At 56.3% G+C, this 25,138-nt stretch carries 22 protein-coding genes and 1 tRNA gene; 12 read left to right on the top strand and 11 right to left on the bottom strand.

Translation table 11 applies throughout. The annotated features are described in order from the left end of the window. Nucleotides 1–35: 35 nt before the first annotated feature. From HK20_RS06560 to HK20_RS06550, 3 genes are read left to right on the top strand one after another with little or no spacing between them, the layout of a single operon-like run. Complete coding sequence (locus HK20_RS06560; protein WP_086646289.1) at nucleotides 36–1,628, top strand: cytochrome ubiquinol oxidase subunit I; 1,593 nt, start codon at nucleotides 36–38, stop codon at nucleotides 1,626–1,628. Between the two features lie 15 nt (nucleotides 1,629–1,643). After that, nucleotides 1,644–2,780, top strand: coding sequence for a cytochrome d ubiquinol oxidase subunit II (gene cydB, locus HK20_RS06555; RefSeq protein ID WP_086646288.1), 1,137 nt, complete (start codon nucleotides 1,644–1,646; stop codon nucleotides 2,778–2,780). A 14-nt stretch (nucleotides 2,781–2,794) separates the two neighbouring features. Next, nucleotides 2,795–2,992, top strand: a complete 198-nt coding sequence (locus HK20_RS06550; protein WP_165925530.1) for a hypothetical protein — start codon at nucleotides 2,795–2,797, stop codon at nucleotides 2,990–2,992. Nucleotides 2,993–3,264: 272 nt separating this feature from the next. On the opposite strand, the gene HK20_RS06545 is transcribed toward HK20_RS06550, so the two are convergent. Together HK20_RS06545 and argC are read right to left on the bottom strand one after the other, a co-directional pair. Next, nucleotides 3,265–3,996, bottom strand: a complete 732-nt coding sequence (locus HK20_RS06545) for an SDR family NAD(P)-dependent oxidoreductase (RefSeq protein WP_086646287.1) — start codon at nucleotides 3,994–3,996, stop codon at nucleotides 3,265–3,267. Between the two features lie 34 nt (nucleotides 3,997–4,030). Continuing rightward, nucleotides 4,031–4,951 (bottom strand): N-acetyl-gamma-glutamyl-phosphate reductase, encoded by a 921-nt coding sequence (argC, locus tag HK20_RS06540; RefSeq protein WP_086646286.1) that lies wholly within the window; start codon nucleotides 4,949–4,951, stop codon nucleotides 4,031–4,033. Nucleotides 4,952–5,090: 139 nt separating this feature from the next. Between argC and mazG the strand changes: the two genes are divergently transcribed. Next, on the top strand, nucleotides 5,091–6,002 hold the full coding sequence (gene mazG / locus HK20_RS06535) for a nucleoside triphosphate pyrophosphohydrolase (protein WP_233129107.1): 912 nt from the start codon (nucleotides 5,091–5,093) through the stop codon (nucleotides 6,000–6,002). Nucleotides 6,003–6,089: 87 nt separating this feature from the next. Here mazG and htpG read toward each other — a convergent pair whose 3' ends face one another. Then, entirely contained in the window at nucleotides 6,090–7,970 is a 1,881-nt protein-coding gene (gene htpG / locus HK20_RS06530) for a molecular chaperone HtpG (RefSeq protein WP_086646284.1), read from the bottom strand. Nucleotides 7,971–8,108: 138 nt separating this feature from the next. After that, the gene (locus tag HK20_RS06525; protein ID WP_086646283.1) at nucleotides 8,109–9,053 is read right to left on the bottom strand and encodes an N-formylglutamate amidohydrolase; all 945 of its coding nucleotides are present in this window, start codon (nucleotides 9,051–9,053) and stop codon (nucleotides 8,109–8,111) included. Between the two features lie 66 nt (nucleotides 9,054–9,119). On the opposite strand from HK20_RS06525, the gene HK20_RS06520 reads away from it, so the two are divergent. Both HK20_RS06520 and HK20_RS12780 read left to right on the top strand, forming a co-directional pair. After that, nucleotides 9,120–9,194: transfer RNA gene (locus HK20_RS06520), tRNA-Val, on the top strand. 294 nt (nucleotides 9,195–9,488) lie between these two features. Then, entirely contained in the window at nucleotides 9,489–10,100 is a 612-nt protein-coding gene (locus tag HK20_RS12780; RefSeq protein ID WP_143296464.1) for a hypothetical protein, read from the top strand. Between the two features lie 56 nt (nucleotides 10,101–10,156). Here the strand turns inward: HK20_RS12780 and HK20_RS06510 are convergent, their stop codons facing one another. After that, complete coding sequence (locus tag HK20_RS06510) at nucleotides 10,157–11,518, bottom strand: MFS transporter (RefSeq protein ID WP_086646281.1); 1,362 nt, start codon at nucleotides 11,516–11,518, stop codon at nucleotides 10,157–10,159. 184 nt (nucleotides 11,519–11,702) lie between these two features. Between HK20_RS06510 and HK20_RS06505 the strand changes: the two genes are divergently transcribed. After that, nucleotides 11,703–11,996, top strand: a complete 294-nt coding sequence (locus HK20_RS06505; RefSeq protein WP_086646280.1) for a hypothetical protein — start codon at nucleotides 11,703–11,705, stop codon at nucleotides 11,994–11,996. Nucleotides 11,997–12,328: 332 nt separating this feature from the next. Here the strand turns inward: HK20_RS06505 and HK20_RS06500 are convergent, their stop codons facing one another. Next, on the bottom strand, nucleotides 12,329–12,562 hold the full coding sequence (locus tag HK20_RS06500; protein ID WP_086646279.1) for a hypothetical protein: 234 nt from the start codon (nucleotides 12,560–12,562) through the stop codon (nucleotides 12,329–12,331). 353 nt (nucleotides 12,563–12,915) lie between these two features. Here HK20_RS06500 and HK20_RS06495 point away from each other — a divergent pair, with 353 nt between their 5' ends. Further along, entirely contained in the window at nucleotides 12,916–13,287 is a 372-nt protein-coding gene (locus HK20_RS06495) for an acyl-CoA thioesterase (RefSeq protein WP_086646398.1), read from the top strand. 27 nt (nucleotides 13,288–13,314) lie between these two features. Here the strand turns inward: HK20_RS06495 and HK20_RS06490 are convergent, their stop codons facing one another. Both HK20_RS06490 and HK20_RS06485 read right to left on the bottom strand, forming a co-directional pair. Then, entirely contained in the window at nucleotides 13,315–14,952 is a 1,638-nt protein-coding gene (locus HK20_RS06490; RefSeq protein WP_086646397.1) for a carbohydrate porin, read from the bottom strand. A 290-nt stretch (nucleotides 14,953–15,242) separates the two neighbouring features. After that, on the bottom strand, nucleotides 15,243–16,919 hold the full coding sequence (locus HK20_RS06485) for an alpha-keto acid decarboxylase family protein (RefSeq protein ID WP_086646278.1): 1,677 nt from the start codon (nucleotides 16,917–16,919) through the stop codon (nucleotides 15,243–15,245). Nucleotides 16,920–17,427: 508 nt separating this feature from the next. On the opposite strand from HK20_RS06485, the gene HK20_RS06480 reads away from it, so the two are divergent. Continuing rightward, complete coding sequence (locus HK20_RS06480; RefSeq protein WP_086646277.1) at nucleotides 17,428–19,872, top strand: membrane-bound PQQ-dependent dehydrogenase, glucose/quinate/shikimate family; 2,445 nt, start codon at nucleotides 17,428–17,430, stop codon at nucleotides 19,870–19,872. 92 nt (nucleotides 19,873–19,964) lie between these two features. Here HK20_RS06480 and arsC read toward each other — a convergent pair whose 3' ends face one another. Then, nucleotides 19,965–20,315: an arsenate reductase (glutaredoxin) gene (gene arsC / locus HK20_RS06475; protein WP_086646276.1), complete on the bottom strand. Its 351-nt coding sequence runs from the start codon at nucleotides 20,313–20,315 to the stop codon at nucleotides 19,965–19,967. A gap of 164 nt (nucleotides 20,316–20,479) precedes the next feature. Between arsC and HK20_RS06470 the strand changes: the two genes are divergently transcribed. Beyond that, nucleotides 20,480–22,111 (top strand): SulP family inorganic anion transporter, encoded by a 1,632-nt coding sequence (locus HK20_RS06470; protein WP_369823041.1) that lies wholly within the window; start codon nucleotides 20,480–20,482, stop codon nucleotides 22,109–22,111. An 87-nt stretch (nucleotides 22,112–22,198) separates the two neighbouring features. Here HK20_RS06470 and HK20_RS06465 read toward each other — a convergent pair whose 3' ends face one another. Further along, entirely contained in the window at nucleotides 22,199–22,984 is a 786-nt protein-coding gene (locus HK20_RS06465) for a sulfite exporter TauE/SafE family protein (RefSeq protein ID WP_086646274.1), read from the bottom strand. Nucleotides 22,985–23,023: 39 nt separating this feature from the next. After that, entirely contained in the window at nucleotides 23,024–23,950 is a 927-nt protein-coding gene (locus HK20_RS06460; RefSeq protein ID WP_086646273.1) for an MBL fold metallo-hydrolase, read from the bottom strand. Nucleotides 23,951–24,056: 106 nt separating this feature from the next. Here HK20_RS06460 and HK20_RS06455 point away from each other — a divergent pair, with 106 nt between their 5' ends. Together HK20_RS06455 and HK20_RS06450 are read left to right on the top strand one after the other, a co-directional pair. Next, complete coding sequence (locus HK20_RS06455; RefSeq protein WP_086646272.1) at nucleotides 24,057–24,716, top strand: peroxiredoxin; 660 nt, start codon at nucleotides 24,057–24,059, stop codon at nucleotides 24,714–24,716. Continuing rightward, complete coding sequence (locus HK20_RS06450; protein WP_086646271.1) at nucleotides 24,713–25,138, top strand: helix-turn-helix transcriptional regulator; 426 nt, start codon at nucleotides 24,713–24,715, stop codon at nucleotides 25,136–25,138. Before HK20_RS06455 ends, HK20_RS06450 begins: the two co-directional genes overlap by 4 nt.

Below are 25,138 nucleotides of genomic sequence, written 5' to 3'. Positions count from 1 at the left end.
GAAAAACGCTTCTATTCTGTAATAAGGTTAAAAAAATGGACTTAATTAATCCTACGGTCGTTGACCTTTCGCGTTTTCAGTTTGCGTTAACGGCCCTTTATCACTTCATGTTCGTCCCCCTGACATTGGGACTGACCTTTATGCTCGCGGCCATGGAGACGGTGTACGTCGTAACCGGCAAGCAGGTGTACAAGGACATGACCCTGTTCTGGGGCAAGCTGTTTGGCATCAACTTTGCTCTGGGTGTGGCCACCGGCCTGACTATGGAGTTTGAGTTCGGCACCAACTGGTCCATGTATTCCCGCTTTTTCGGGGATATGTTTGGCACGCCGCTAGCCATTGAAGGGCTGATGGCCTTTTTTATGGAATCCACCTTTGTCGGGCTGATGTTTTTTGGCTGGGACCGTCTGAGCAAACCTGCGCATCTGGCTATTACCTATCTGGTAGCACTGGGTTCCAACCTGTCTGCATTGTGGATTCTGGTGGCCAATGCCAGCATGAACATGCCCAACGGCGCACATTTTGACCCCGAAACCCTGCGTATGACATTTGACAGCTTTGTCGGCGTTGTCTTCAACCCCGATGCACAGGCCAAGTTCGTGCATACTTCGGTTGCGGGTTATGTGGCGGCATCTCTGTTTGTCATGGGGATCAGTGCGTTCTACCTGCTGCGCAAGCAGCACCGGGAATTTGCTGCGCGTTCTTTTCGGATGGCAGCACTGTTTGGTATTTTTTCCACCGTTGCCGTCATTACGCTGGGGGATGTGCTGGGCCGTCTGGACTACGAACACCAGCCGACCAAGATCGCAGCCATAGAAGGACTGTGGCACACCAGCAAGCCGCCTTATGAACCCTGGATTATTGCGGCTCTGCCTAATGATGAAAAGCAGGAAAGCTCGTTTGAAATCGGGGTGCCTTTTGTGCTCACGCCCCTGATCACGCATAGCTTTAACACGCCCATTACCGGCATGATCGAACTTGAAGATGCCGCCGCTCCGCGCATTGCCTCTGGCATTACGGCCGTAAGTGCCCTGCGCCGGTATGAGGAAAACCATCAGGCGGCCGATCTGGAGGAGTTCCGTGCTCACCAGAACGACATGGGGTATGGCCTGCTTGCTACCCGCCATGCACCGGGGCAGGACGTAACCGCTATTGCACCCGAGCAGCTCCAGAGCGTTATCGAGCAGACAAAGCCCGATATTCTGCCCAATGTTTTTGTAACCTTCTGGTCTTTCCGCCTGATGGTGTTTTTGGGCGTGTTCTTTTTCGTGCTGTTTGCCATGGCGTCTTACCTGAGCCTGAAAAACCAGCTGGAGCGTAACCCGCTGTTCCTCAAGCTGTGCATGTGGTCCATCCCCCTACCGGTTCTGGCAACCGAGTTTGGCTGGATTACCGCTGAGGCTGGCCGCCAGCCCTGGACGGTGTTTGACCGCCTGCCAACCTTTATGTCCGCTTCCACGCATAGCGTGTCTTACATGCTGTTCTCACTGGCCGGGTTTACTGTGCTTTACAGCATATTCATCGTGGTTGAGCTTTACCTGATGTTCAAGTTCGCCCGGCTGGGGCCAGAGGCGCATGGTCCGCATGACGATGCAGACCCCGCACACCTGTCCGTTGTGGCGCATTAAGGAAGGTCCTGCATCATGGATATTTATGTTGTTCTCAAGCTTATATGGGCTGGCCTTTTATGTGTGCTGCTGATCGGGCTTGGCCTGATGGTGGGCATGGACATGGGGGTGGGCACCCTGTTGCGCTTTGTCGGGCGCACGGATGGGGAGCGCCGCACTGCGCTCAACATCATTGGCCCGCACTGGGATGGTAATCAGGTCTGGTTCATTCTGGGTGGTGGTGCCATTTTTGCGGCGTTCCCCACGCTGTATGCCACGTCTTTTTCGGTGTTTTATGTGGTTATGATCCTGCTGCTGTTCAGCATGATCTTACGGCCCGTAGCTTTTGAATACCGCTCCAAGGTGGACGCCCGCCTGTGGCGTGCAAGCTGGGACTGGGTTTTTCTGGTTTCGGGCTTCCTGCCCATGTTTGTTTACGGCGCAGCTTTTGGCAATATTCTGCAAGGTGTGGGGTACCACTTTAACTGGACCGGGCAGTATTTTCAGGATGGGTCTTTTCTGGCTTATCTGCTTAACCCCTTTGCCATTCTGTGCGGTCTTATGGCGGTCTGCCTGAGTGTTATGCAAGGTGGCGTCATGCTGATGATCCGCTCTGAGAACCCCATTCACGACCGGGCGCGGCGCTATGCCAGCCGTGCAGGGCTTGCCGCAGTTGCTCTGTTCCTTGCCGGTGGCGTGTGGATCCGCGGCATGCCGGGTTTTGTGCTCGAGCAGGGGAACCCTGCCATGCCAGCAAACCCCATGCAGGGGCAGCAGGTCAGTGTGCAGGTAGGGGCTTGGCTGCACAACTATGCAGCACACCCCGTTTTGTGGCTGCTGCCTGTGCTTGGTGTGGTGAGCATGCTGGCCGGTGTCATGCTTGTGCTGGCTAACCGCTCCCATGTGGCCTGGTGGATGGGCCTTGGCTCCTGGGTGGGTACAATTGGTACGGTTGCGGCCGCCATGTTCCCGTTCTTCATGCCGTCCACCACACGCCCGGACCAGAGCCTGACAATCTGGAACAGCTCAGCCAGCCAGTATGGCCTGACCTGCATGCTGGCCGTGGCCCTGATCTTTGTGCCGCTGATCCTGTGTTACACGTCCTGGTGCTATTACGTTATGCGCGGGAAAGTTCACACGGCGGATATCATCAAAGATACGCATAGTTACTGAAAAGGAGAGGGCGCATGATCACATTGCTGCGTTTTGCGGGGCTGGGTCTGGCTCTGGTAGTGGCTCTTCTGTTTGCCGTTTTTGTGGGTGACCAGGGGCCTTGGTATTTTGCATGGGCGGTTGGCACGGTCATGATTATTCTGGTCGCAGCCGCCGGTGGCGTCCTGTTTGATGCGCAGGCAGATGCGTCTGTCTCGGAAGGGGAGTTCTGACGATGATGGGAGATCTGGAGGCCATTATATTTTTTGTGCCATTTTTGTATTTATCGTTTTATATAATAGCATTTTCTGTTATAAGAAGGATGTTTCCCTAGCCTGTAATTCGAGCATCAGGGAAGTCTCACAAAGGAATAGCCTGCATACCTCTGGTATGCAGGCTGTTTTGTTTTATGGGTACGTAAAAAACCCACCTCCATGCGTAGAGCATAGAGGTGGGTTATAAAATCCATTATTCCTTATGGGAGTTTAAGGAGTAATGGGTTTGATCAGGCTTCCAGTCCGCCATCAACCGGCAGGGCGGCACCTGTAATGTAGGAGGCCTTGGGGCTTGCCAGGAAAGCAGCCATGGCGGCAATGTCATCTACCTTGCCATAAGCGCCGGTTGCAACAAAACTGCTGATCAGGGCAGCACCTTCCCCATCTTCTGGGTTCATGTCGGTGTGGATCGGGCCGGGCTCGATCACGTTGGCCGTAATGCCACGGCTCCCTAGGTCGCGTGCTACGCCTTTGGCAAAACCGCGCAGGGCAGCCTTTGTGGCAGCATAAAGCGAAATGCCGGGGAAGGGCGCGCGTGCACCAAAAGCGGAGCCGATGTAAATAATCCGCCCGCCTTCCTTCATGTGTTTTACGGCTTCCATGGTTTCCACCATAACGGCACGCACATTCAGGTTCAGAATGTTTTCAATCTGTGCGACCGTCATTTCATCAATCGGGCCGTAGGGGTATGTGCCGGCATTGCATACAAGTGCGTCAATGCGGCCAAAGGCAATAATGGTTTCGGCAATGACCTCACGGTTGCCTTCAACTGTCGTGCTGTTGGCTTTAATGGTCAGCGCCTTGCGGCCCATGGCGCGGATTTTTTCCGCTACCTTTTCAGCAGCACCCGAACTGCTGGAATAGGAAATGGCAATATCGTACCCATCTTTTGCCAGAGCTTCTGCAATGGCGGCTCCAATGCCCCGGCTACCACCGGTTACAATAGCAACTCGATTGCTCATGATCGTTAAAACCTTTCAAAATTCATGCCTGTTTTCAGGCGTCGTTCAAACCCAGCATCAGGCTGATGTTCTGCAATGCAGCGCCAGATGCACCTTTGCCCAGATTATCCAGCCGAGCGGTTAGCAGGGCCTGTCTGTTCTGGGTGCTGGCATGCACACGCAGTTCCATGTTGTCGCTCCCAGCCAAAGCTTCGGCCGAGAGTTTGGGTTCGTGCGGCATAACCCGCACATGGGCCTGTCCGGCATAGTGTTCGTGCAGAATGGTATGCAGATCACTCCCGGTTATATGGCCTTTCAGGTCATCCAGGTGCAAGGGGATGGAAACAATCATTCCCCGCGCAAAATGCCCGACCGAAGGCACAAAAACCGGACGCCGCGCAAGGTTGGCGTGCTGGTGGATTTCGGGCACATGCTTGTGTTCCAGACTGAGCCCATACAGCTCAAATGCTGGCCCGCCTTCATGCTCGTGCGCCTCAATCATGCTGCGGCCACCCCCGGAGTATCCACTAACCGCGTTAATGCATACCGGGTAGCGGGCATCCAGCACCCCGGCATCTACCAGTGGGCGGAGCAGGGCAATGGCCCCCGTGGGGTAGCAGCCGGGGTTGGACACACGCAGTGCGCTGGCAATGGCCCGGTCCTGACCTTTTGCCAGTTCGGGAAAGCCGTAAATCCATGCCGGGTCCGTGCGGTAAGCGGTGCTGGCATCCAGCAGGCGGGGGGCGGCATCACCCAGAGTTGCTGCCATATGCACGGCCTCGCGCGAGGCATCGTCTGGCAGGCACAGAACAACCAGATCGGCTGCGGCCATGGCGTCCTTGCGGGCAGCCGGGTCCTTGCGCCGGGCGGGGTCGATTGAAAACAGCGTAACAGGCAGGGCCGAGAGGCGCTCGCGTATTTCCAGCCCTGTGGTGCCTGCTTCGCCATCAATGAAGATAACGGGTTTCTGTGTCATGCCTTCCTCTTCTGATTCTGGCGGTAGGTTAGGCTTTCTGCCTGCAAGCGCATAGACGCGGCACAGGATTATGGCACAATGTTTAACACATAAAGTCCCGCGCTGCCCGCGCGGCAGGCCACCAGAACAGGCAGAGAGCATGACCAGCAGAGCACAAACCCCCGCAACCTCCCCTGTGGATGCCGTGCAGAACCGGCACAAGGCCGCGCAGAATATTGAGCGGCTGCTTGCTCTTATGGCGCGCCTGCGCGACCCGGAGGAAGGCTGCCCGTGGGACCGCGAGCAGACACACCAGACCATAGCCCCCTATGCCATTGAAGAGGCCTATGAGGTGCTCGATGCTATTCAGCGGCAGGACTGGCAGGCTTTTCCCGATGAACTGGGGGATCTTCTGTTACAGGTGGTTTATCAGGCGCAACTGGCGGAAGAGGAGGGGAAATTCGCTTTTGCCGATGTGGCGGAAATTGTTACGGAAAAAATGATCCGTCGGCACCCGCACGTTACCTTTGGCAAGGACGTGCTGGGGAATGCCGCTCAACCCCAGCCCGCAGCGGCTGAACTGTCCGCACGTGCCATGCCGGGGCAGTGGGAGGCAATCAAGGAGCAGGAGCGCAAACGTCTGGCCCAATCCGGGGGGCAGGCAGCGCAGCGCCCCGGTGCGCTGGCGGGTGTGCCGCCTGTTCTGCCCGCCCTGCTGCGGGCTTCCAAACTGGCATCCCGCGCGGCCCGTGTCGGGTTTGACTGGCCCGATGTTTCCGGTGTGCTGGACAAGGTGCATGAGGAAATAAACGAGTTTGCGGTGGAAATGCAGAAGAATGACCGGGAAAAAATGCAGGATGAACTGGGCGATGTCCTGTTTTCTGTCGCCAGTCTTGCACGCCGCCTGAAGCTGGACCCGGAAGCCTGCCTGCGCCAGGCCTGTGACAAGTTTACCCGCCGGTTTGAAGCAGTGGAAGCCCGTCTGGCGCAGGATGGCCTGAGCATGCAGGACCAGAACGTGGAGAAGCTGGACGCCGTGTGGAATGCGGTGAAGCAGACTGAAAAGCCCTGAAAACCAGAACGGCTGGAGCAAAGGCTCCAGCCGTTCTGGTTTGTGGGCGTAAGGGAGCGCGCTCCCTTACGGTTAGTCCGCGTGACGTTACTGTGCGTTGGCGTCCTGCGTGCCATTAGCCAGATAATCCATGATCCGGCGGGAAAAGGCGTTAACATCCTTTGGTGTTTCACCATTCTGGATGCTGGCAACGTCAAGCAGGATATGGGCTAACGTATCAATGTTATCCCCGGCCTGCACCTTTTGGGCCAGAGAGTGGATAATGGGGTGTGCAGGGTTAAGCTCCAGCACAGGGGTTACGTCCGGAATATCCTGCCCGCTCCGCTGCATGAGCTTGCGCAGTTGCAGGTCCGGCCCGCCTTCGGGCGCACTCAGCACCATGGCGCTGGAAACCAGACGATCCGTTGCCCGGATGTCGGACACAGCATCCCCCAGAGCGGTTTTCAGGGCTGGCAGCAGGGTGTCCATATCCGCTTTTTCGGCGGTGCTGGCTTCAGGGGCCCCAAATTTTTCAAGGTCATTCAGGCCCTGTGCCACATTGCGCAGGCTTTTGCCCTCATATGTGCCAAGCCGTTCCGGCCAGAAGGAATCCACCGGGTCGGATAGCAGCAGCACTTCCACCCCACGGGCCTTGAAGCCTTCAATCTGGGGGGAGGCATTCAGCACGTCTGCATTGTCGCCTGTTACGTAGTAAATGGCGTCCTGCTCGGGCTTCATACGGCTTATGTAATCGTCCAGCGAGGTCAGGGTATCCACGGCACTGGAGCGGAAGCGGCTAAGGGCTGCCACATCGGTTTTATAGGTGGGGTCGTCCCACATACCTTCCTTGAGCACGGGGCCAAAGTTGTCCCAGAACGTTGCATAGGCCTGCGCGTCCTTGGCGCGGGTTTTCAGCTCGTTCACAACCTTGGTGGTCACGGCTTTGCGGATACGGGCCAGAACGGGGGTTGCCTGCAACATCTCGCGCGAGACATTGAGCGGCAGGTCTTCCGTATCCACCACACCGTGCACAAAGCGCAGCCATGGGGGCAGGATTTCAGCATCATCGGTAATGAACATCCGGCGCACATGCAGGCGTACCTTGCTCTCACGCGTCTGCTCGCCAAACTCGAACGGGCGGGAGGAGGGGATGAACAGCAGGGCGGAAAATTCCATCATGCCCTCTGCACGCCAGTGCAGGGTATCCCACGGTTTGTCAAAGTTGTGGGAAATATGGCGGTAGAACTCTTCCAGCTGTTCTTCCGTCACATCATTGCGGGACTTGCGCCACAGGGCCGTGCCTTCGTTGGCGGCTTCTTCCTTGCCATCACGCATGATGGTCACGGGCCATGCAATATGGTCCGACCATTTGCGAATAATGGCCTGCAGGCGCCATGGGTCCAGAAATTCATCCGCATCGGATTTAATGTGGAGTGTAATGTCTGTTCCCGCTTTTTCGCGTGTTGCGGGTTCAAGCGTGTAGGCCCCCTTGCCATCGGACGACCAGCGCCATGCTTCATCCGACCCGGCCCGGCGGGAGACAACATCCACCTTGTCCGCCACCATGAAGGCCGCGTAAAAACCAACGCCAAACTGGCCAATCAGGCTTGGGCGGTCTTCGGGTTTGGCGGTTTCAAGCTTCTGGCCAAAAGCGCGGGTGCCGGAGCGGGCAATGGTGCCAAGGTTGGCAACCAGTTCATCCCGGCTCATGCCTGACCCATCATCGCTGATCGTCAGCAGGCGGGCGTCCTTGTCGGGGTTGATGCTGATCTTGGCATTTTCGGGCAGGGCCTGTGCGGCATCGGTCAGGGCTTCAAAGCGGCGGCGATCGGTGGCGTCCGCTGAGTTGGCGACCAGTTCACGCAGGAAGATTTCGCGCTCGGAATACAGTGAGTGCACAACCAGGTCGAGCAGCCGCCCTACTTCGGCGCTGAACTCGCGTGTTTCACTTCCCTGATGTGCCGTGGCGTTGGAGGTTGTTTCTGTCATGCTACTGGCCCTGTTACTTCTTATAAACTCTGCACATGGGCAGTGTATGCCACACCTGATGGGGGCGTGCATCCCTGCCTGTTCTGGTTGCACAGATGTGGTGGAGCGGGCCTGTTTTCAATATCTGGCGGGGGCATGTCAGCCAGAATTATGGGCTGGTTTTTCCTGCGCTGGAAAATGCGCCAGCACCTGAGCGACCAGAATGGTCAGGGCTTCGGCCAAGGTGGCAAAGCCATCATGCGGTGTGTGTGTGGCTTCATCCATATACAGGCCGCGCCGCATTTCTATTTGCAGGGCGTGCATGTTCTGGGTGGGGCGGCCGTAATGGCGCGTAATATATCCGCCTGCGTATGGCGCGTTCCGGGCGGTTTTAAACCCCAGCCCCTGCAAGGTCTGCTCTGCCAGATCTGTCAGGCGTTGCGTGCAGGATGTGCCATAGCGATCCCCCAGCACAAAGTCGGGCGAACCCGCCTGTGGCGCATCGGGCATGGAATGCAGGTCCAGCAACAGGCAGAAGCCATGCCGTGTATGAGCGGCCTGTAGCAGGTCAGCCAGGGCAGCGTGGTAGGGCATCCAGTAATGGCGGATGCGTAAGGCGGCCTCCATAAAGGGGATGCGTTGCCGGTAAATGGGGCGGCGGTCTGCAACAATACGGGGTATGGAACCCAGCCCCGCCAACCCCCGCTCAGAGGGGGCGACAAAGGATGGAATGGCACCATGGAACATCCGGCTGTCCAGGTCCCATGCTGCGCGGTTTACATCGCAAAACACACGGGGGAAGGTGGCGCTCAGCAGCGGTGGCCCCAGATTATGGGCCCCAAGGGCCAGTTCATCCACAAAGCTGTCTTCACCACTACGCAGGATGTCTAGGGGCTGGCGGGCAATACGTATAAACGCCTCCGGATAAAAATGCCCTGAATGGGGGGAGCCCAGCACCACGGGGCTGGTTGCGGGTGTGCCGCAGACCAGAACCGGATTGGGGGCCGCCTGCCGGTTGGCTGTGTTCTCTTCCTGCATGTCCTGCTGAGGCTGAAACAACCGCTTCAGGCTGGGTGGGAATAAAGAAGACGCAAAATTTTTCATATTCCCACTATTGTGGGCTTGCGCTTGCAAGGCAAGGAGGATAAAAGGCCCACACACATCAGGAATGGGCGCATAGCTCAGCGGTAGAGCACTACCTTGACATGGTAGGGGTCACAGGTTCAATCCCTGTTGCGCCCACCATTCCTGAGCCGCAGTATTCTGCGGTTTAAACCATGTCTCCCGCTGAAAAATTACCGTCTCCCAAAGGCAATAACACGGCATCAATTTCCATTATTTGGAACCTATATCCGTGCCAAATCCGTGCCGCTTCCAAACGCACACCATGCGCGAATCTCATCCCGGTAAGTGTCGGGTATTTTCTTCGCATAGCGCGTCATAATTTTTTGGTGGGACGTATAGCATTTCATGCTTGGAATATGCAGCATATGGAAAGAGTAAACTCTTATACATTTCTATAAGGGTAAGAGATAGAATATGGTGGCTTTTCATTTTCAACCCTGTGACAGAGTTCCATTTTCGGAAATAGAATGTTCACGGTACGAACTTAATGCGAGTATTGTTTATCCTCCTTCCTATGGAGATAAAAGAACGGAAATACAGAAGGTTATAGAATGCCGTTCTGGGGTTGGAGAAATATTCCCAACAGTAAATATTGGACCGCTTCAATTTGTTCTGGGTAGAGGGAATATAGTTCGCTCGATATTCCTGTATTTTTCCGGGTTGGAAAAAGAGGATTTTGTCTATCAGGCGGGTTGTGGGGATGCTCCTCTGGTATCACTCGCATTGCAGGATGCAGAGATACTTCAGGAGGATTTGTATTTTAACGAGCAGGTTGCGGTTAAGATTGATAGAGATGATTGTGTTGTCTTTGTCGAGTTCGAAGATAATTCAGATATTTATCAAACATTTTCTTTGTCAGATAATTTGATAGTGCATGCAGATAAAGATAATAATCTGGTATCTATGGTTTTTCGTAATGTCCGTTGGGTCGATATGGAAACCGAACCGGCAGTGACGCAGCAGAACTGCGGCATTATCCGGCGTTTTTTATCTGTCCTAACCCGGTATGTGCGAAAGTTATTTTGAATCTCTGTTCTATAGCCTTAAATTTGTCAAAATAGGCATTTTTTCATTTCAGTCTTTTACGGTTTTTCCTCCCGGCGAATAATCCGGCGTGAGACACTCAATGCAGCACCCAGAAGGGCAAACCCTGCGGCCAGTTCAAGGCAATGTACCGCGCCACTACTGCTTTGGGAAAAACCGAAGGTCAGGGCGACCAGAGCAGAGCCCAGTGCCCAGCCCAGTGTGCGGGCAACGGCCATCATCCCGCTGGCTGCGCCACTGCGGGTTGCTGGGCCAGAGGTCATGACTGTCAGATTATTGGGTGTCTGGTAAAAGCCAAACCCAATGCCACAAAGCGCCATTCGCCAGCATATGTCCCAAAAGGCAGGTTGCGCTGGCATCAGGCTCAGGGTTACCAGCCCTGCTGCCAGAAGTGCCAGCCCCATACTGCTTAAAACCGAAGCTGGATGCCGGGTGGCCAGTCGGCCTGCAAAAGGGGCGGCAATGGCAACAAGCACAGGCCAGGGCGTGACAAGCAGGCCAGTGGTTACGGCGGAAAGGTGCATAACAGTCTGGAACAGAAATGGCAGTGCAACATACGCCAGAATCTGCGCGGCATAAGCGCAGATAGATGTCAGGATTGAAAGCGAGAACAGCGGAATAGCCAGCAGGTCCAGTGGCAGCATAGGCGTTTGCAGCTTTTTCTGCTGGCTATACAGTGTAATGGCGCAAAGCAAACCGGTCCCGATCTCAAGCGCTGCCAGCCCGGTTTCCTTCTGCCCCAGCGCATCAACGCCAAGAATACCTAACCCCAGAGCACCTATGTTGAGCAGTGTGCCCACCCAGTCGAACGAGAACGGGGTGCGGGGGCTGGCTGGGGCTGCTCGCAAAAAAAGAGCGACTGCCATTATGCCAATCGGCACGTTGATCAGGAACAGCCACGGCCAGGGAGCAACAGCCAGCACCATTGCGGCCAGCGTAGGCCCAACAGCGGCAGAAATGGCAACGGCTAACGCAATAATGGCAAAAGCCTGATGCAGCATGGCTCTGGGGTACACACTGCGCACCAGCGCGCCGCTTAGTGCGGCCATACAGGCTGTTCCTAATCCCTGCACGACACGCGCTGTAATAAGTGCGCCCAGCGAACCCGCAAGGGCGCAGGCAAGGGATGCTGCTGTAAACAGAGCGATCCCGAACCCGTAAACCCGCTTCAGGCCCAGTGAGTCCGCCAGAGCGGCAACGGGCAACAGGCTGACTGCAACTGCCAGATGATAGACATTGACGACCCAGACCGTCTGCGCCTCGCTACAATGCAGGTCATGGGCGATGGTGGGGAGTGCGATATTGGCAATCGCTCCATCCAGTCCGCCCAGAACAATGCCAAGCACGGCGCAAAGCATGACCAGACGGCGCTGTGTGTCGGAAACGGGCTGTGAGGTCATAAAAAATTCGGTGTCCTGATCCGGGGTGGGAATATACCTTGGTCTGGTGCTTTATTGATTTTAGGTGAAATGGAAAAGCTATTTAAAATCCATGCGCTATCGTTGGTATGGTGTGTGCTGCACAATTGCGGGTTATTCTTGCCATCACATTTAAGCCCGACAATAAACCAGAATGAGGTGACGCATGATCATGAGAAGACTGTTGCTTATACTCTTATATGGCATGTTTTTTTTACCCGTCATTGCAAAAGCTGAAGACCATTTTCCAGATGATGTTGCCGGGTTTTTCCATGATGCAGATCTTTGTCAGTATCTGGCAGGGGAGTGGGATAATACTCTGCCTCGGAAAAGAAAAAACGAATTATCGTATGCAATGGAAAAGAACTGTTCAGATATCTATAAAAGACAGACGCATTTTGAGGAAAAATACGCACAGGATAAACTGGTTATGCAAAAGTTAAAATCTTATGAATTTTAACGATGTGGTGGGTCTTTATATGGGAGTATTCATAGGGCTTTTGAGCACTCTTCCTTTGATTGTCTGCCCTAAGTGGCCATGATGGTTTTTCAGCATGCTCAAGGGGAAGAGATAAATAGAGTGTTTTAAGCCTGCGGTGTGCTGGTGGCTTAGCGGTGTGGCTCTGGGTGCTGGTAGAGTGGAGAGAAGGGGGGATGCCGGGGTGCACAAAGGCAATTATGACCGCTGTATGCGGCATAGCGCCATAATGTCCTGATCAAGTAATGATAATTTTTAGGAAAGTATGATAAAAAATCGTAAATCTGAGTTTCCGGTAAGTTCTGCTATGCAGATTATGCGTAAAAAGCCCCCGAGTTTTTCTCTTTCAGGACAGATTCAACGGTTTTATCCACGAATTTTTCGTTGGCGTTAACACGGGCCTCTTTCAGGTCGCTTGCGTAAACTTCGCCGGAACCATTCGTTGCGACTTGAATATTGCTGCTAGCATTGTTGCTCTTTGCTTGCAGTATGGTGTCCCGGATATTGGTATGTGTTTGGTCCGTAAAGGAAACTGCATATCTGTACATTGTATAGGCCTCCCTCTCTCGACTTAATTATGAACGAATCTGTAGATTCGTGTAAAATAATTTTCCTTCTGTGACCATGATATTGCGGGGGTCAATATAACAAATGCGTGAACGGTGTGTGCTTTTGGGCACCTGCGCCCCCTAGGCTCTCGCCTGCGTTGCTGCCCGGGTTTTCACGTTTGCTACAGGCATGGGTGGCGCGCACAGATTCCGCTGTATGTTTTGCCCGGAATGGAGAAACATGGTGCCAGCATTCAAGCAGGGACCATGCGCAGGCAAAAGGGGTGATCGTGGGGAATACCGAACCAAGTGACTGGGCAACAGATGCCCATCTGGCTGTGCGGGTTGTGGCCATGCGCAGGGATACAAATGCCGCGGGTGATATTTTTGGTGGCTGGGTTGCAGCACAGATGGACCTTGCCGCCAGCACTGCGGCGGAAGGGTTTGCGGGCTGCAAATGCGTAACCGTGGCTATTAACGGTATGGTTTTTCATCATCCCATGGCCGTGGGGGATGAGCTGAATGTTTACACGCGCATCGTCAAGGTGGGGCGTACATCCATTACCATCTGCGCAGAATCCGTGCGGCGCATCCGGCGGACCAATATCCGGCAGAAGGTCACATCCGGGAACTTTGTGTTTGTTGCCGTGGATGATGCCGGACGACCGCAGACCCTGGACAAGGAATGGCCTCTGGCTGAGCAGAAGGCGCAGGCAGAAAACTGACAGCTCTTTTCCACCACAGATTCGGGCTTACAGGTTGGCAATAACCTTAAGGCCCACCAGAGCCGCATCGGGAATGTGTGATGTTTCCCCCGGCCGGATCATGTACTCAAATTCTGGCTGGACGGTCACGCCGGGCATGGCGTCAATGGCGTAATACGCCTCAATCACATGGGAGTCCGTCTGCGGCCCCCGGACCTGCGCACCAAGCGACATGCCTGCATCCAGTGCGTACATCTGCCCAAGTCGTTTGCGGTCGCTCACATGGTACCATGAATACAGGATACCCAGCCTATCCGTCAGGCGGGTGGGAATAAGCCCGTTAAAGGAAAGGCCGCCATAGGCCTCGTCTGAAATGGTTGAAACATGGGGGGTATTATGGATGTACCCCGCCATCAGGTAGCCGCCTGCCATCTGGTTGCGGCCCCCCATACGGTAGATCATCTGGTCGCCTTCAAACCAGAAAATATCCATGGGTGCACTGCGTTCGCGGCCGGGCTGGCTTAACAGGCTGGCGGGTTTGTTGCCCAGCTGGTCAGCGTAGCGCGATGTATCGTGGGCATAACCAAAAACATAGTGGCCGGGCAGGCGGTTGCGGGTCAGGAAGGGCTGCCAGGTAAATTCTATGGGCAGCATCATGCCTGTTGTCTCCTCACTCCCCCAGGACCACCCGCTGGGATTCCCGTTGAGGGGGGAGACCTGATACGCCCCGAGCTGCACCATGGTGTCCCGCGTGGGGCGGAAGCGCACACGCGCCCCCCATGTGGCCTTGGGGTAAACGGAAAAACCGGGGTCCAGCTTTAGCGCCACGGGAGCCGAACAGGTGACCATGAAGGAACAGATCAGTGGAGATGTCGCAAAAACATGGGTGAGCGACATGCGGCCAAAGGTTATGTCCATACGGTTGTTGAGAAACTGCTTTTCGGCGTACAAATCAACCAGATGCGCCACTACATGCCCGGAAAGGCCATAAACCTCCATGAGGTTAACATAATATTCGCCCACCATATCGTGCGAGACTTCGCGGCCAGCGCGGTTCATGAGCAGCGTGTGCACTGACCAGCCTTCCAGCCCGGCCATTTTGCCCAGATCAAAATTCATCTGCAATGTCAGCTCATGCACGTAGTCCATGCCCCGCTTGATGCCGCCATTGATATTGCCCATGGCCTCCCCTTTGTAGGTAAAGGAAAAAGCAAACCCCTTCTGCTGCAAGCGGGTCCGGAAAGGCATGATCTGGGGCACAAGGTGGCTGCTGCCTGCTGTGGGCACGTAGTAGGGGTCCTCCATGTCCGTGCGGCGCTGGGCGTCCACCTCGGAGGGTAAGAGCCATGATGGCCCTTCATGCAGGCTCAGGGGCTCAAGGGTCATGATATGGTGCGGCTTTTTGGCGCCGTAATCATTCACGCTGGGAATGTTCATGGTTGCAAGGCCCGGCCAGGGGGCCACAGGCACACCGCTGGGGGGCAGGGGGGAGTTGAGCGGGCGTTGCAGCACATGAGGGTCGGGCAGGAGGGATTGCTCATCGCTCTGGCGCATGGCGTGCTCAACCAGTTCCGCGGAGTTGGCAGGGGCGGGGGGAGGTGTTTGCGCCTGTGCGGACGTGGCGTGGCAAAAGGTCGCAAAGCCCCATGTGGCCAGAGCCAGCAGTCCTGATGGTTTTATGGTCATATGGTGTTTTTCTAATGTATTTTCATGCAAAGATTTTTTGGAAAAACACATTCAAAAAAACATGTTTTCCAATTTACTCTTGCCAGTTGCGTGGTGCGGAACATGCCGCGGCCAGTAATCCTTTTAAGGGCTGGTGAAACTGGGATTTGAGTAACATTATTTTTTTAAAAACTTATTATAAGATAACGTGATTTAAATAACGTCTCGGTGAGCGCTGCGGGTGTGGGCATAAAAAAACGCCCCGGACCTGCATCCGGGGCGTTTCCTGAACGGAAAAATCAGGCTGTCTGTTATGAAACGTGCGGCTTGCGGGCATTGGCGGACGCAACGCGCTTGCCCCACTGGACCAGCATATCCGTGCAGTCCGTGCGTTCGATCTGGCATTCAATAATGGTTGGGCCACGGTGGTTGGCCTGTGCCTTTTTAATGGCTTCTGCCAGTTCTGCGCCGGTTGTAACCGTCATGCCAAGGCCATGGCCTTCGCCAGCGTTGAACACGTTCATCAGACCGGCGTAATCCCAGTTTTTGATGTAGTTGTACGGGCCGTCATGAATGGCAATTTCAATGACGTAGCCACGGTTGTTCACAAGGAAGATAATAACCGGCAGTTCGTAGCGCACCATCTGGGCGACTTCCTGCGCGGTGAGCTGGAAGGAGCCATCCCCCACCATAACAATGTGTTCGCGTTCTTGCGAGCCCATGGCGTTGCCAAAGGAGGAGGGCACGGACCAGCCAATATGGCCCCACTGCATTTCTGTTTCCACGCGGGCATGGCGTGGCAGATGCATACGCATGGCGTTGAACCAGGAATCCCCCGTTTCTGCCACCAGCGTGGTTTTGGATGTGAGCATGCCGTTGATCTGACGGGTCATTTCGTCATTTGTCAGGCGTGCATCCGGGGCGGCGGGCGCAATTTTGGTGGGCGTGTATTGGGTGTCACGCGCGCTGGCAGGGCGATGGGGAGCTTTTTTGGCCAGAGCGGTCAGGAATTCACGCAGGGTAAAGCCTTCAAAGGTCTGCCCGCCAACGGTTACGCGGTTGGGGTCGGCCACCAGCACGTTCTCACCCTTGGGCCATGCGGTCCAGCCAACGGTGGAGTAGTCATTGAACACGGGAGCGATGCACAGCACGGCATCGGCTTTTTCCACCAGTTCCTGCGCACCGGGGGCAGAGACTTCGCCCCAGTACAGGCCACGGAAGCTGGCGTGATCTTCGGGGAACAGCCCTTTGGCGGCGGCCATAATGGTTACGGCGCAGCCAATACGGTCTGCCAGTGCTTCTGTTTCGCTCAGTGCATGGGCAGAGCGGGCCTTGGTGCCAACGAGCATGACTGCCCGTTCGGATTTTTCCAGCAGGGCGACTGCTGCATCCACGGCTGCATTCAGGCTTGTGGCGTCGGGGGTCAGTTCTGCCAGCAGGGACGTAACCGGGCCGGGGCGTGCGCATTCCGCGGAGGAGACGTTGCAGGCGATCTCCAGATACGCCGGTTTACGCTCACGCAGGGCCGTGCGGATGACATGGTCGATCTTGGCCGGAGCGGAGGCAGCGTCTGTAATGCTTTCGGCCGCGCAGGTTACGTGGCGCACCATTTCAAGCTGGTAGCCGTAATCCGTGTTGCCCAGCGTGTGGTGCAGCACGTGGCCGCTGCCGTAGTCATTGCTGTTGGGGGAGCCGGAGATCAGGATAACGGGCAGGTTTTCCGCATAGGCACCGCCAATGGCGTTCATGGCGGAAATGGCACCAACGCTAAAGGTTACCACGGCTGCGGCAGCCCCGTGCGCGCGGGCGTAGCCTTCTGCGCTAAAGCCACAGTTCAGTTCGTTACAGCAGTAGATCTGCTGCATGTCCTTGTTGAGCAGGAGCTGGTCAAGCAGGACCAGATTGTAATCCCCGGCGACCGCAAAATGATGTTTCAGGCCAATCTGAGCCAGACGGTCGGCCAGATACATTCCAACTGTATAGGTCATGGTAGATGCAAATTCCTTAAAAAATGGTCCTGCGCGCAGGGGTGTTGCATCATTTAAACGCGCGATGCCGTGGGAATGTCCAATATATGAAGCTGTTATAACCCATATGTTTCCAGTATGGCTTGGGGGCAATATGGAGGCATTTTAACGTGGGAGTATGCAAGTAAGTCTGATAATTCAAAGGTTTGCAAAACATGTAAGGACCACAGCAGGGCAGACCATGAGAATGAGCGGGCTTTACGCACCGCGCGGGGTGCTCTGTGTCTCACCTCAACGTGATACAGGGCGGATTTATACAGTATAATTCGTATGAAAAACCGGGTCATATTCTTGTGTGTGGCAAGTCGTGATTTGTAAAATACGGAATTATTATTGACAGCATCCAAGGTCATGGAACACAGACCACCGTCTTTGCTCAGGAACGGCAGGGTGTGGGCAGCTCAAGGCGGCGCTAGCTGGCCTGCAGCCATGTGGTCTTTGGGAACTTAGGGAATTGGGAGAATAAGGAATGGATGAACCATTCAAAACTGAGCGCCGGATAACAGGGGCCGATATATACCGGGTTCTCTTTGCATTGCTGAGTGCAGGGGTGGGGCTTGTTCTGGCTTATGGTGGCGGGCAATTGCTGGTCCTTGGTGGCTCGGCGTACTACCTGCTGGCTGGGCTGGCTTATGTGGGGCTGGCGGCCCTGTTTTTCCTGCGCAAGCACAGTGCGCTGCCGGCCTCCATTGCCGTGTTTGCGGCAACCTGCCTGTGGGCTTTTTACGATGCCCCGCAGATTGGCTACTGGGAGCTGCTGCCCCGTCTGGTTGTGCCCGCCATATTGCTGACCCTTGGCCTGTGGCTCGCAGCCCTCTCTCCCACCGTTCGGGCGGATGCACGGCGGTGGAGTGCATGGGGCGGTCTGGCCGTTATGGCGGGTTTGGTGGGTACGCTGGTTCTGGCGTTTTTCCCGCATGGAACACTGAGCAACCCTGACGCGCTGAGTGATGCCGCCAAGGTGGTGCAGGCTGGTGCGCCAGATGCCCCGCAGGACTGGGAGTTCTATGGCCGGAGCGCTGGCGGCACACGCTTTGCGCCGTATAGCCAGATTACCCCCGCCAATGTGAACCAGCTTAAGGTTGCGTGGGTGTACCGTACCGGCCGCCGTATAAGCGGAGGGGCTTTTGGCACGGATGAGAACACGCCCCAGCAGATCGGGAACGTGCTGTATTCCTGCACGCCAGAAAACCTGATTACCGCCATAGATGCCGACACAGGGCAGAAAATCTGGAAGTTTAACCCCAATGCTGTCACGGCCGAGCATGTAAGCTGCCGCGGCGTTGGGTATTATGACATGGATGCAGATACTAGCCTGACGCAGGAGCAGAAGGCCAGCTACACCGCCCCAGACTGCCGCCAGCGTATTCTGGTATCCTCCATTGATGCACGCCTGTTTGCACTGGATGCCCATAGCGGTGCAGTGTGTGCGGGCTTTGGCAATGCAGGGTTTGTGGACCTTAAAAAACAGATGGGTCCAACCGAAAACAGCAAACGCTACCACCCTACAGCCGCCCCCGTGGTTATGGGGCATCTGGCGGTTGTTGGCGGCTGGGTGCGTGACATCATGCCCGGCGAACCCTCAGGCGTTGTGCGGGCGTTTGATGTGCGTGATGGCTCCCTTGCCTGGGCGTGGGATGTGGGGAACCCCGATAACACGCAGGCTCCCGCCCCTGATCAGACCTACACGCTCTCCACCCCCAATGTCTGGACGGTGCCGACATACGACAAGGAACTCAACCTTGTTTACCTGCCAACCGGCAACGGCCCCCCTGATTACTGGGGTGGGGACCGGAGTGCTGCTAATGGCCGCTTCGGGGCTGCGATTGTGGCCGTGGATGCTGCTACAGGGAAGACCCGCTGGGTCTCGCAACTGATACACCATGATGTGTGGGATTATGACCTGCCCTCACAGCCGGTGCTGTATGATGTGACCAATGCACAGGGGGAGAAAATCCCCTCCCTGATCCAGACGACAAAGACCGGGCATATTTTTGTGCTCGACCGGCGCACAGGCAAGCCTGTGACCGAAGTGGTGGAAACACCGGTTGCCACAGCTCCTGCAGCGCAGGGCGAACATCTTTCCCCCACCCAGCCGTTTTCTGTTGGCATGCCCACCATTGGTGCGGACCCGCTGAGCGAGAGCGCCATGTGGGGGGTGAGCACGTTTGACCAGCTTTATTGCCGGATCATGTTCAAAAGTTCGGTTTATACCGGGCCGTTTACCCCACCGGGCGAAAAACCGTACATCGAATGGCCCAGCCTGCTGGGTGGCATGAACTGGGGCGGTATCTCGGTGGATGAAAACAGCGGTCTCATGTTTGTAAATGACATGCGCATGCCGTTGCGGATGTCCTTGGTTACGCGGGAGAATGCCCGCAAGTTCAAGGTCTCCACAGACGAGGTACCGGGGTTCATGGGCACTATCCGCCCTCAACTGGCCGGACCGTATGGCGGGGTTAAAATTGACGTTCTGCAGTCCCCGCTGGCTGTGCCGTGCAACACGCCGCCGTTTGGCACCATGACAGCCATAGACCTGCACACCAAAAAAATTGTCTGGCAGGTGCCTATGGGTACGGTGGAAGACCTTGGACCGCTGGGCATTAAAACCCATCTGCCGGTGCCAATTGGCATGCCTACGCTGGGTGGGCCTACCTCCACCGCCTCTGGTCTGGTCTTTTTTGCCGGAACACAGGACTACTACCTGCGTGCCCTGAACTCCCGGACCGGGCAGGAAGTGTGGAAGCAGCGCCTGCCGGTGGGGGCTGTGGCCGCCCCCCTTATTTACCGCTCCCCTAAAACCGGGCGGGAATATGTGGTTATTTCCGCAGGTGGGGCCAGTCACTCACCAGATGTAGGGGATTATATTATCGCCTACGCCCTGCCAGAAGGTGCAGGTGCCGCAACGCACTAACCTTATGTGTTAGGCAGTAAGGGGCCTGTCCGGTTTATCATAAGCCGGACAGGCCCCTTTTTTATGCTTTCCATGCCGAGGCAGATGCGTGGTTATGGCAGCAGTTCTTCCACCACACTGGCCGGGCGGCAGGCTTTTGCCCCTTTGGGTGTTACCACAACAGGGCGGTTGAGCAGGGTGGGGTGCTGGGCAATGGCATCCAGAATCTGGGCGTCTGTGACTTCGGGTTTGTCCAGACCAAGCTCTGCACAGAGTTTTTCTTTTGTACGCAAAAGGTCGCGCGCCCCAAGTGTATCCTGGCGTGCAATCTCTTCAAGCTGGTCACGGCTGAGGGGTGTTTTAAGGTAAAGCACCACCTCGGGTTCTATGCCCGCATTGCGCACAAGTTCCAGCACGGAGCGGGACGTGCCGCAGGACGGATTGTGGTAAACTGTTACAGTCATGTTACATGCCTCTTTTACAAAGGCGCGATTGTTGCATGTTCTGCAAGGCTGGCAAGGGCCGACCCAGCCCGGAGCAGGCCAGCAGGGAACGCAGGGTAGGGCAGGGGGACTGCGTGCGTACATTAACCGGCTGGTGGCAAAAACCGTTCTCTGTCAGCAAAAATGTGTGGGCAGGGGTGTCTTTGGCATCCATGAACATTCCGCAGGTGCTGGGTTATGCGCGTATTGCGGGCATGCCTACGGTTACCGGGTTGTACACGGTGCTGTTCCCGCTGGTGGCGTTTGCGCTTTTTGGTTCATCCCGCCATCTGGTAGTTGCCGCGGATTCCGCTACAGCAGCCATTTTTTCCAGCGCCCTGTCGGAAATGGAGCCGGTGGGTAGTGCGGCCTATATCCATCTGGTCAGCGCTGTTGCCTTGCTTAATGCAGGGTTTTTGCTGGCGGCCCGTCTGTGCAGGCTTGGGTTTTTGGCAGATTTTCTGTCCCGCACTGTTTTGGTGGGGTTTCTGGCTGGTGTGGGTGTGCAGGTCAGCATGAGCATGTTGTATGACATGGTGGGGCTGGATGTCAGCTCGCACAATACCGTGGCCCAGTTTGTGGGGCTTGTGCAGGCTGGCGCGCATATGCACCTGCTCTCGGTCGGTATTTCCTGCGTGGCCTGTGTGATTTTGCTGTGTGGTACACGCTTTTTGCCCGGTCGGCCTGTGGCATTGGTGGTGGTGCTGGGGGCGCTGGGGTTAAGCTGGCTGTTGGGGCTGGCGCAGTATGGCGTAACGGTTCTGGGGCCTATGCAGGGTGGCTTGCCGCACTTTGCGGTTCCTGTGGTGTCCTGGCATCAGTTTTTGGCACTTCTGCCGGTTTCTGCATCATGCGTTTTTGTCATTATCGCGCAAAGTGCAGCGACATCGCACGCCTTTGCTTACAGGTTGCATGAAACTGTTGATGCCAATGCAGATATTGTTGGCCTGTGTGCCGCCAATGCAGCAGCCGGGCTAAGTGGCACCTTTACGGTTAATGGCAGCCCAACCCAGACCGCCATGGCCGTGCAGGCCGGGGGCACCAGCCAGAAGGCCCAACTTGTTTTTGCCGCCGTTACGTTATGTGTGCTGCTGTTTTTTACTGGGCCACTCCAGTATCTGCCCCGCTGTATTCTGGGTTCGGTTGTGTTCTGTGTTGCCGTGGGCATGATTGATACCGCAGCCCTGAACCATATCCGGAAGGAAAGCCCCGGGGAGTTCCGGCTTGCGCTGGTGACCATGGCAACAGTGGTGAGCATTGGCGTGGAGCAGGGCATTTTTATTGCGATTGCCCTCTCCTTGTTCCGGCATGTGCGGCACAGCTACCGGCCCCATACCATGGTGCTCAAGCCAGACCCGGCAACACAAGCACTTGAGGCCGTTCCTGTAAGTGCAGGAGAGCAGACGGCTCCGGGGCTTGTGGTTTACCGGTTCTGTGCGGATCTGTTTTACGCAAACTGCTCGCTTTTTGCGGAAGATATTGACCTGCTCCTTGCCAGTGCGCCTGCGCCGGTGCGCTGCCTTGTTGTGGATTGCAGCGCGATTACAGATATTGATTATTCTGCCGCCAGTGTTGTGCGCGATGTGCTGTTCCGGCTGCACATGCAAGGTGTGCGGGTTATTTTTGGCCGGGTCGCTTCCTATGCACTGGCGGACATGGAGCGGCACCATATTGTCAGTGCTCTGGGGGAGGGGAATGTTTATGCCCAGCTTCATCAGGCCATGGCCAGTGCGGAGCAAACAGTGGCGGAGCAACCCCGGCCACAGGCCCAGCTCTAAGGCTGATAGGTTGCGCTTTGCATCAGCTGCGGGTGCAGGCAGGCCAGTGCCGTCAGAATGGCTGGAAAGGAAGGGGCGATTCCGCCCCTAGAACTGGCGGATGCTCTGCCAGATCATATAGGCGGCAACAACAAAGATCAGGCTGGCAAAAACTGTGGTCAGCCTGCCGGTAGAGCCTGCCAGCGCGCGTGATGCCTTGGTGCCAATACTGCACCCAATGGCTCCACCCAGAATAAACAGCCCTGCCAATTGCCAGTCCACATAACCGGAGAGCATGTAACTGATGGTGGTGCTAAACCCGAATGCCGCCACAGCCACCAGCGATGTGCCAACAGCATTAAGAATAGGCATGCTGGTGGAAGCCATAAGGCCCGGCACAATCAGAAAGCCGCCGCCAATACCAAAAAAGCCTGAAAGCAGGCCCGTGCCAAACCCGCAGCCCATGACCTTGGGCGCATTCTCCCTGTTACAGCTGGCACCCGGGCAGCCGGTATTATGGCGGCCACGGATCATGAGCACACCAACCCCGATCATGAGCAGGGCGAACAGGAGCAGCAGGTGCTTGCCATCCACAGCCTTGCCGAGGGACGCCCCCAAAAAGGCCCCGCCCACGCCACAGAGGGCAAAAATACCTGCACATCGCCATTTTACGGTTTTGTTGCGCGCATGCTGGGCCAGTCCAACCAGCGCATTGATGGAAACAGACAGGGCACTGGTGCCAATGGCGACATGCGCATTGGGCACCCCAACCAGATAGACCATAAGCGGCACGGCCAGAATGGACCCGCCCCCCCCGACCAGCCCAAGGGTGAACCCCACGGTTGCGCCAGAAGCAATTTCCAGCGCGATGTGTAGAAGGTGGGGTGTTAACATGGGTACTCCGGGGTGTGCGTGGTCAGGGTGCTGGGGTGCTTACAGGCGGTTTACAGGGATTTTGATATAGCTAACCCCGTTATCTTCCGGCTCGGGCATGTGCCCCCCCCGAATATTGACCTGCACGGAGGGCATGATCAGGTTTGGCAGGTCCAGAGTGGCATCCCGCGTGGTGCGCATGGCCACAAAAGCTTCCTCGTCCACGCCATCATGCACATGAATGTTGTGTTCGCGTTCGGCCCCTACGGTTGTTTCCCACGCAAAGGTATCGCGTCCGGGGGCCTTGTAGTCATGGCACAAAAACAGGCGTGTCTGGGGGGGCAGGGTTAGCAGGCGGCGGATGGAGCGGTAGAGCATGCGGGCATCCCCACCGGGGAAGTCCGCCCGGGCGGTGCCGTAATCGGGCATGAACAGTGTGTCCCCGATAAAGGCGGCATCCCCGATAACAAAGGCCATGTCCGCCGGGGTGTGGCCGGGAACATGCAGGGCAATGCAGTCCAGATTGCCCAGCTTGAACTGCTCTCCATCCTTGAACAGGTGGTTGAACTGGGAGCCATCGCGCGCAAATTCCGTGCCGGCGTTGAATATTTTCCCAAATACCTCCTGCACCCGCACAATATCCGCCCCGATGCCCAGCTTGCCGCCAAGCTGCTCCTGCAACCACGGCGCGGCAGAAAGGTGGTCGGCATGGGCGTGTGTTTCCAGCTGCCAGACCACGTTCAGGCCCTGCGCTTTAACATAATCCACAATCTGCTGGGCAGAGGTGTAATTGGTCCGGCCGGATGCGGCGTCATAATCCAGAACGCTGTCAATGACCGCAGCCTCCTTTGTTGCCGGGTCATGCACAACATGGCTTGCGGTAAAGGTGGCCGGGTCAAAAAAACTCTGCACCACAGGGCGGGTCTGTGGATGGCGGAGCATCATCAGAATCTGGGCCGTTGCTGTTGTGATGGCGGTGTCCGACATGGGAGACTCCAACTGTTTATAATTTACTGTAACAGTGTATATTTGATTTCACTAAATATGAAACCATCTTGCGTCAAGATCAGGATTTCGCGTAAAGGAAACTGCCATGAACGATCGCATAGCAGATGCCTGCCCTTTGGTGCCCCTCTCCTCGTCCCTGAAGATCGGGGATGCAGCACCTGATTTTACGGCCCGCACCACGCAGGGGGATTTTACGCTCAGCAGTTTGCGTGGGCGGTGGGTTATTCTGTTTTCGCACCCAGCGGATTTTACGCCGGTCTGCACCAGCGAATTTATTGCCATGGCGCGGGCTGTTCCCCAGTTTGAGGCCATGGACTGCGCATTGGTTGGCCTGTCGGTAGATAGCCTGCCTGCCCATCTGGCATGGCTGGAAGCCATACGGGTGCGTTTTGGCGTCACTGTTTCCTTCCCTGTTATTGAAGACCCTTCGCTGGCCATTGCCCGTGCCTACGGTATGCTTGATCTGGATGCGCGCAATAGTGCGACCGTGCGCGCCGCGTATTTTATAGACCCCAACGGTATTGTGCGCGTGATCACATGGTACCCCGCAACCGTTGGTCGCTCCGTGGCGGAAATGCTGCGGGTGCTGCGTGCCCTGCAACGGGTTGAGCGGGGGGATGTCATGACCCCCGAAGGCTGGACACCGGGGGCGGATGTGGTGCTCCCCACAGGCCAGACACATGAAGATGTCATAGCTGCAGGGCCAGACTGGTTCATGAACATGAGCAAGGATACCGAGGCATGAGTGCTCTGGGGGTGGAAGAAGCCCGGCAGCTTGTGGAACGGATGAAGCTGTTTGCCCAGCCACAGCGGTTGATGATTCTGGATGCACTGCTGGAGCAGGGCTCCCTTGCCGTGGGGGAGCTGGAATCCTGCACCGGCATTGGCCAGCCTACGCTCAGCCAGCAACTCGGGGCTTTGCGGCGGGCAGAAATTGTGGTGCCAAGGCGCGAATCCCGCACAATCCATTACAGCCTTGCCAGTGAGGAGGAATCCCTGCGTGTGCGTGCCCTTATCGGGCTGCTTCGCGGGGACCGTGCTGCTCTGCCTGCCCTGCGGGCCGTATCCGAACGGTATGCCGCGTCCCGCCGTACCACAGCCCAGCGGGAAGCGGAGGGAGGGGCGCAGTTCGCCTTTATCCGCACGCCAGATGCGCCGCGTTCATAA

Source organism: Acetobacter sp. DsW_54 (assembly GCF_002153575.1).
Lineage (GTDB): Bacteria > Pseudomonadota > Alphaproteobacteria > Acetobacterales > Acetobacteraceae > Acetobacter > Acetobacter fabarum.
This window is presented reverse-complemented; position numbering and strand designations above follow the sequence as displayed.

What these genes read in the sequence shown, in the direction of transcription:
- HK20_RS06465 (WP_086646274.1), bottom strand. Translation starts at nt 22,984, where the DNA reads ATGTTAACACCCCACCTTCTACACATCGCGCTGGAAATTGCTTCTGGC.
- HK20_RS06525 (WP_086646283.1), bottom strand. Translation starts at nt 9,053, where the DNA reads ATGAAAAATTTTGCGTCTTCTTTATTCCCACCCAGCCTGAAGCGGTTG.
- HK20_RS12780 (WP_143296464.1), top strand. Translation starts at nt 9,489, where the DNA reads ATGGTGGCTTTTCATTTTCAACCCTGTGACAGAGTTCCATTTTCGGAA.
- HK20_RS06545 (WP_086646287.1), bottom strand. Translation starts at nt 3,996, where the DNA reads ATGAGCAATCGAGTTGCTATTGTAACCGGTGGTAGCCGGGGCATTGGA.
- HK20_RS06550 (WP_165925530.1), top strand. Translation starts at nt 2,795, where the DNA reads ATGATCACATTGCTGCGTTTTGCGGGGCTGGGTCTGGCTCTGGTAGTG.
- HK20_RS06480 (WP_086646277.1), top strand. Translation starts at nt 17,428, where the DNA reads ATGGATGAACCATTCAAAACTGAGCGCCGGATAACAGGGGCCGATATA.
- argC (WP_086646286.1), bottom strand. Translation starts at nt 4,951, where the DNA reads ATGACACAGAAACCCGTTATCTTCATTGATGGCGAAGCAGGCACCACA.
- HK20_RS06450 (WP_086646271.1), top strand. Translation starts at nt 24,713, where the DNA reads ATGAGTGCTCTGGGGGTGGAAGAAGCCCGGCAGCTTGTGGAACGGATG.
- HK20_RS06500 (WP_086646279.1), bottom strand. Translation starts at nt 12,562, where the DNA reads ATGTACAGATATGCAGTTTCCTTTACGGACCAAACACATACCAATATC.
- HK20_RS06495 (WP_086646398.1), top strand. Translation starts at nt 12,916, where the DNA reads ATGCGCAGGGATACAAATGCCGCGGGTGATATTTTTGGTGGCTGGGTT.
- mazG (WP_233129107.1), top strand. Translation starts at nt 5,091, where the DNA reads ATGACCAGCAGAGCACAAACCCCCGCAACCTCCCCTGTGGATGCCGTG.
- HK20_RS06455 (WP_086646272.1), top strand. Translation starts at nt 24,057, where the DNA reads ATGAACGATCGCATAGCAGATGCCTGCCCTTTGGTGCCCCTCTCCTCG.
- HK20_RS06510 (WP_086646281.1), bottom strand. Translation starts at nt 11,518, where the DNA reads ATGACCTCACAGCCCGTTTCCGACACACAGCGCCGTCTGGTCATGCTT.
- HK20_RS06560 (WP_086646289.1), top strand. Translation starts at nt 36, where the DNA reads ATGGACTTAATTAATCCTACGGTCGTTGACCTTTCGCGTTTTCAGTTT.
- htpG (WP_086646284.1), bottom strand. Translation starts at nt 7,970, where the DNA reads ATGACAGAAACAACCTCCAACGCCACGGCACATCAGGGAAGTGAAACA.
- cydB (WP_086646288.1), top strand. Translation starts at nt 1,644, where the DNA reads ATGGATATTTATGTTGTTCTCAAGCTTATATGGGCTGGCCTTTTATGT.
- HK20_RS06505 (WP_086646280.1), top strand. Translation starts at nt 11,703, where the DNA reads ATGATCATGAGAAGACTGTTGCTTATACTCTTATATGGCATGTTTTTT.
- HK20_RS06490 (WP_086646397.1), bottom strand. Translation starts at nt 14,952, where the DNA reads ATGACCATAAAACCATCAGGACTGCTGGCTCTGGCCACATGGGGCTTT.
- HK20_RS06485 (WP_086646278.1), bottom strand. Translation starts at nt 16,919, where the DNA reads ATGACCTATACAGTTGGAATGTATCTGGCCGACCGTCTGGCTCAGATT.
- arsC (WP_086646276.1), bottom strand. Translation starts at nt 20,315, where the DNA reads ATGACTGTAACAGTTTACCACAATCCGTCCTGCGGCACGTCCCGCTCC.
- HK20_RS06460 (WP_086646273.1), bottom strand. Translation starts at nt 23,950, where the DNA reads ATGTCGGACACCGCCATCACAACAGCAACGGCCCAGATTCTGATGATG.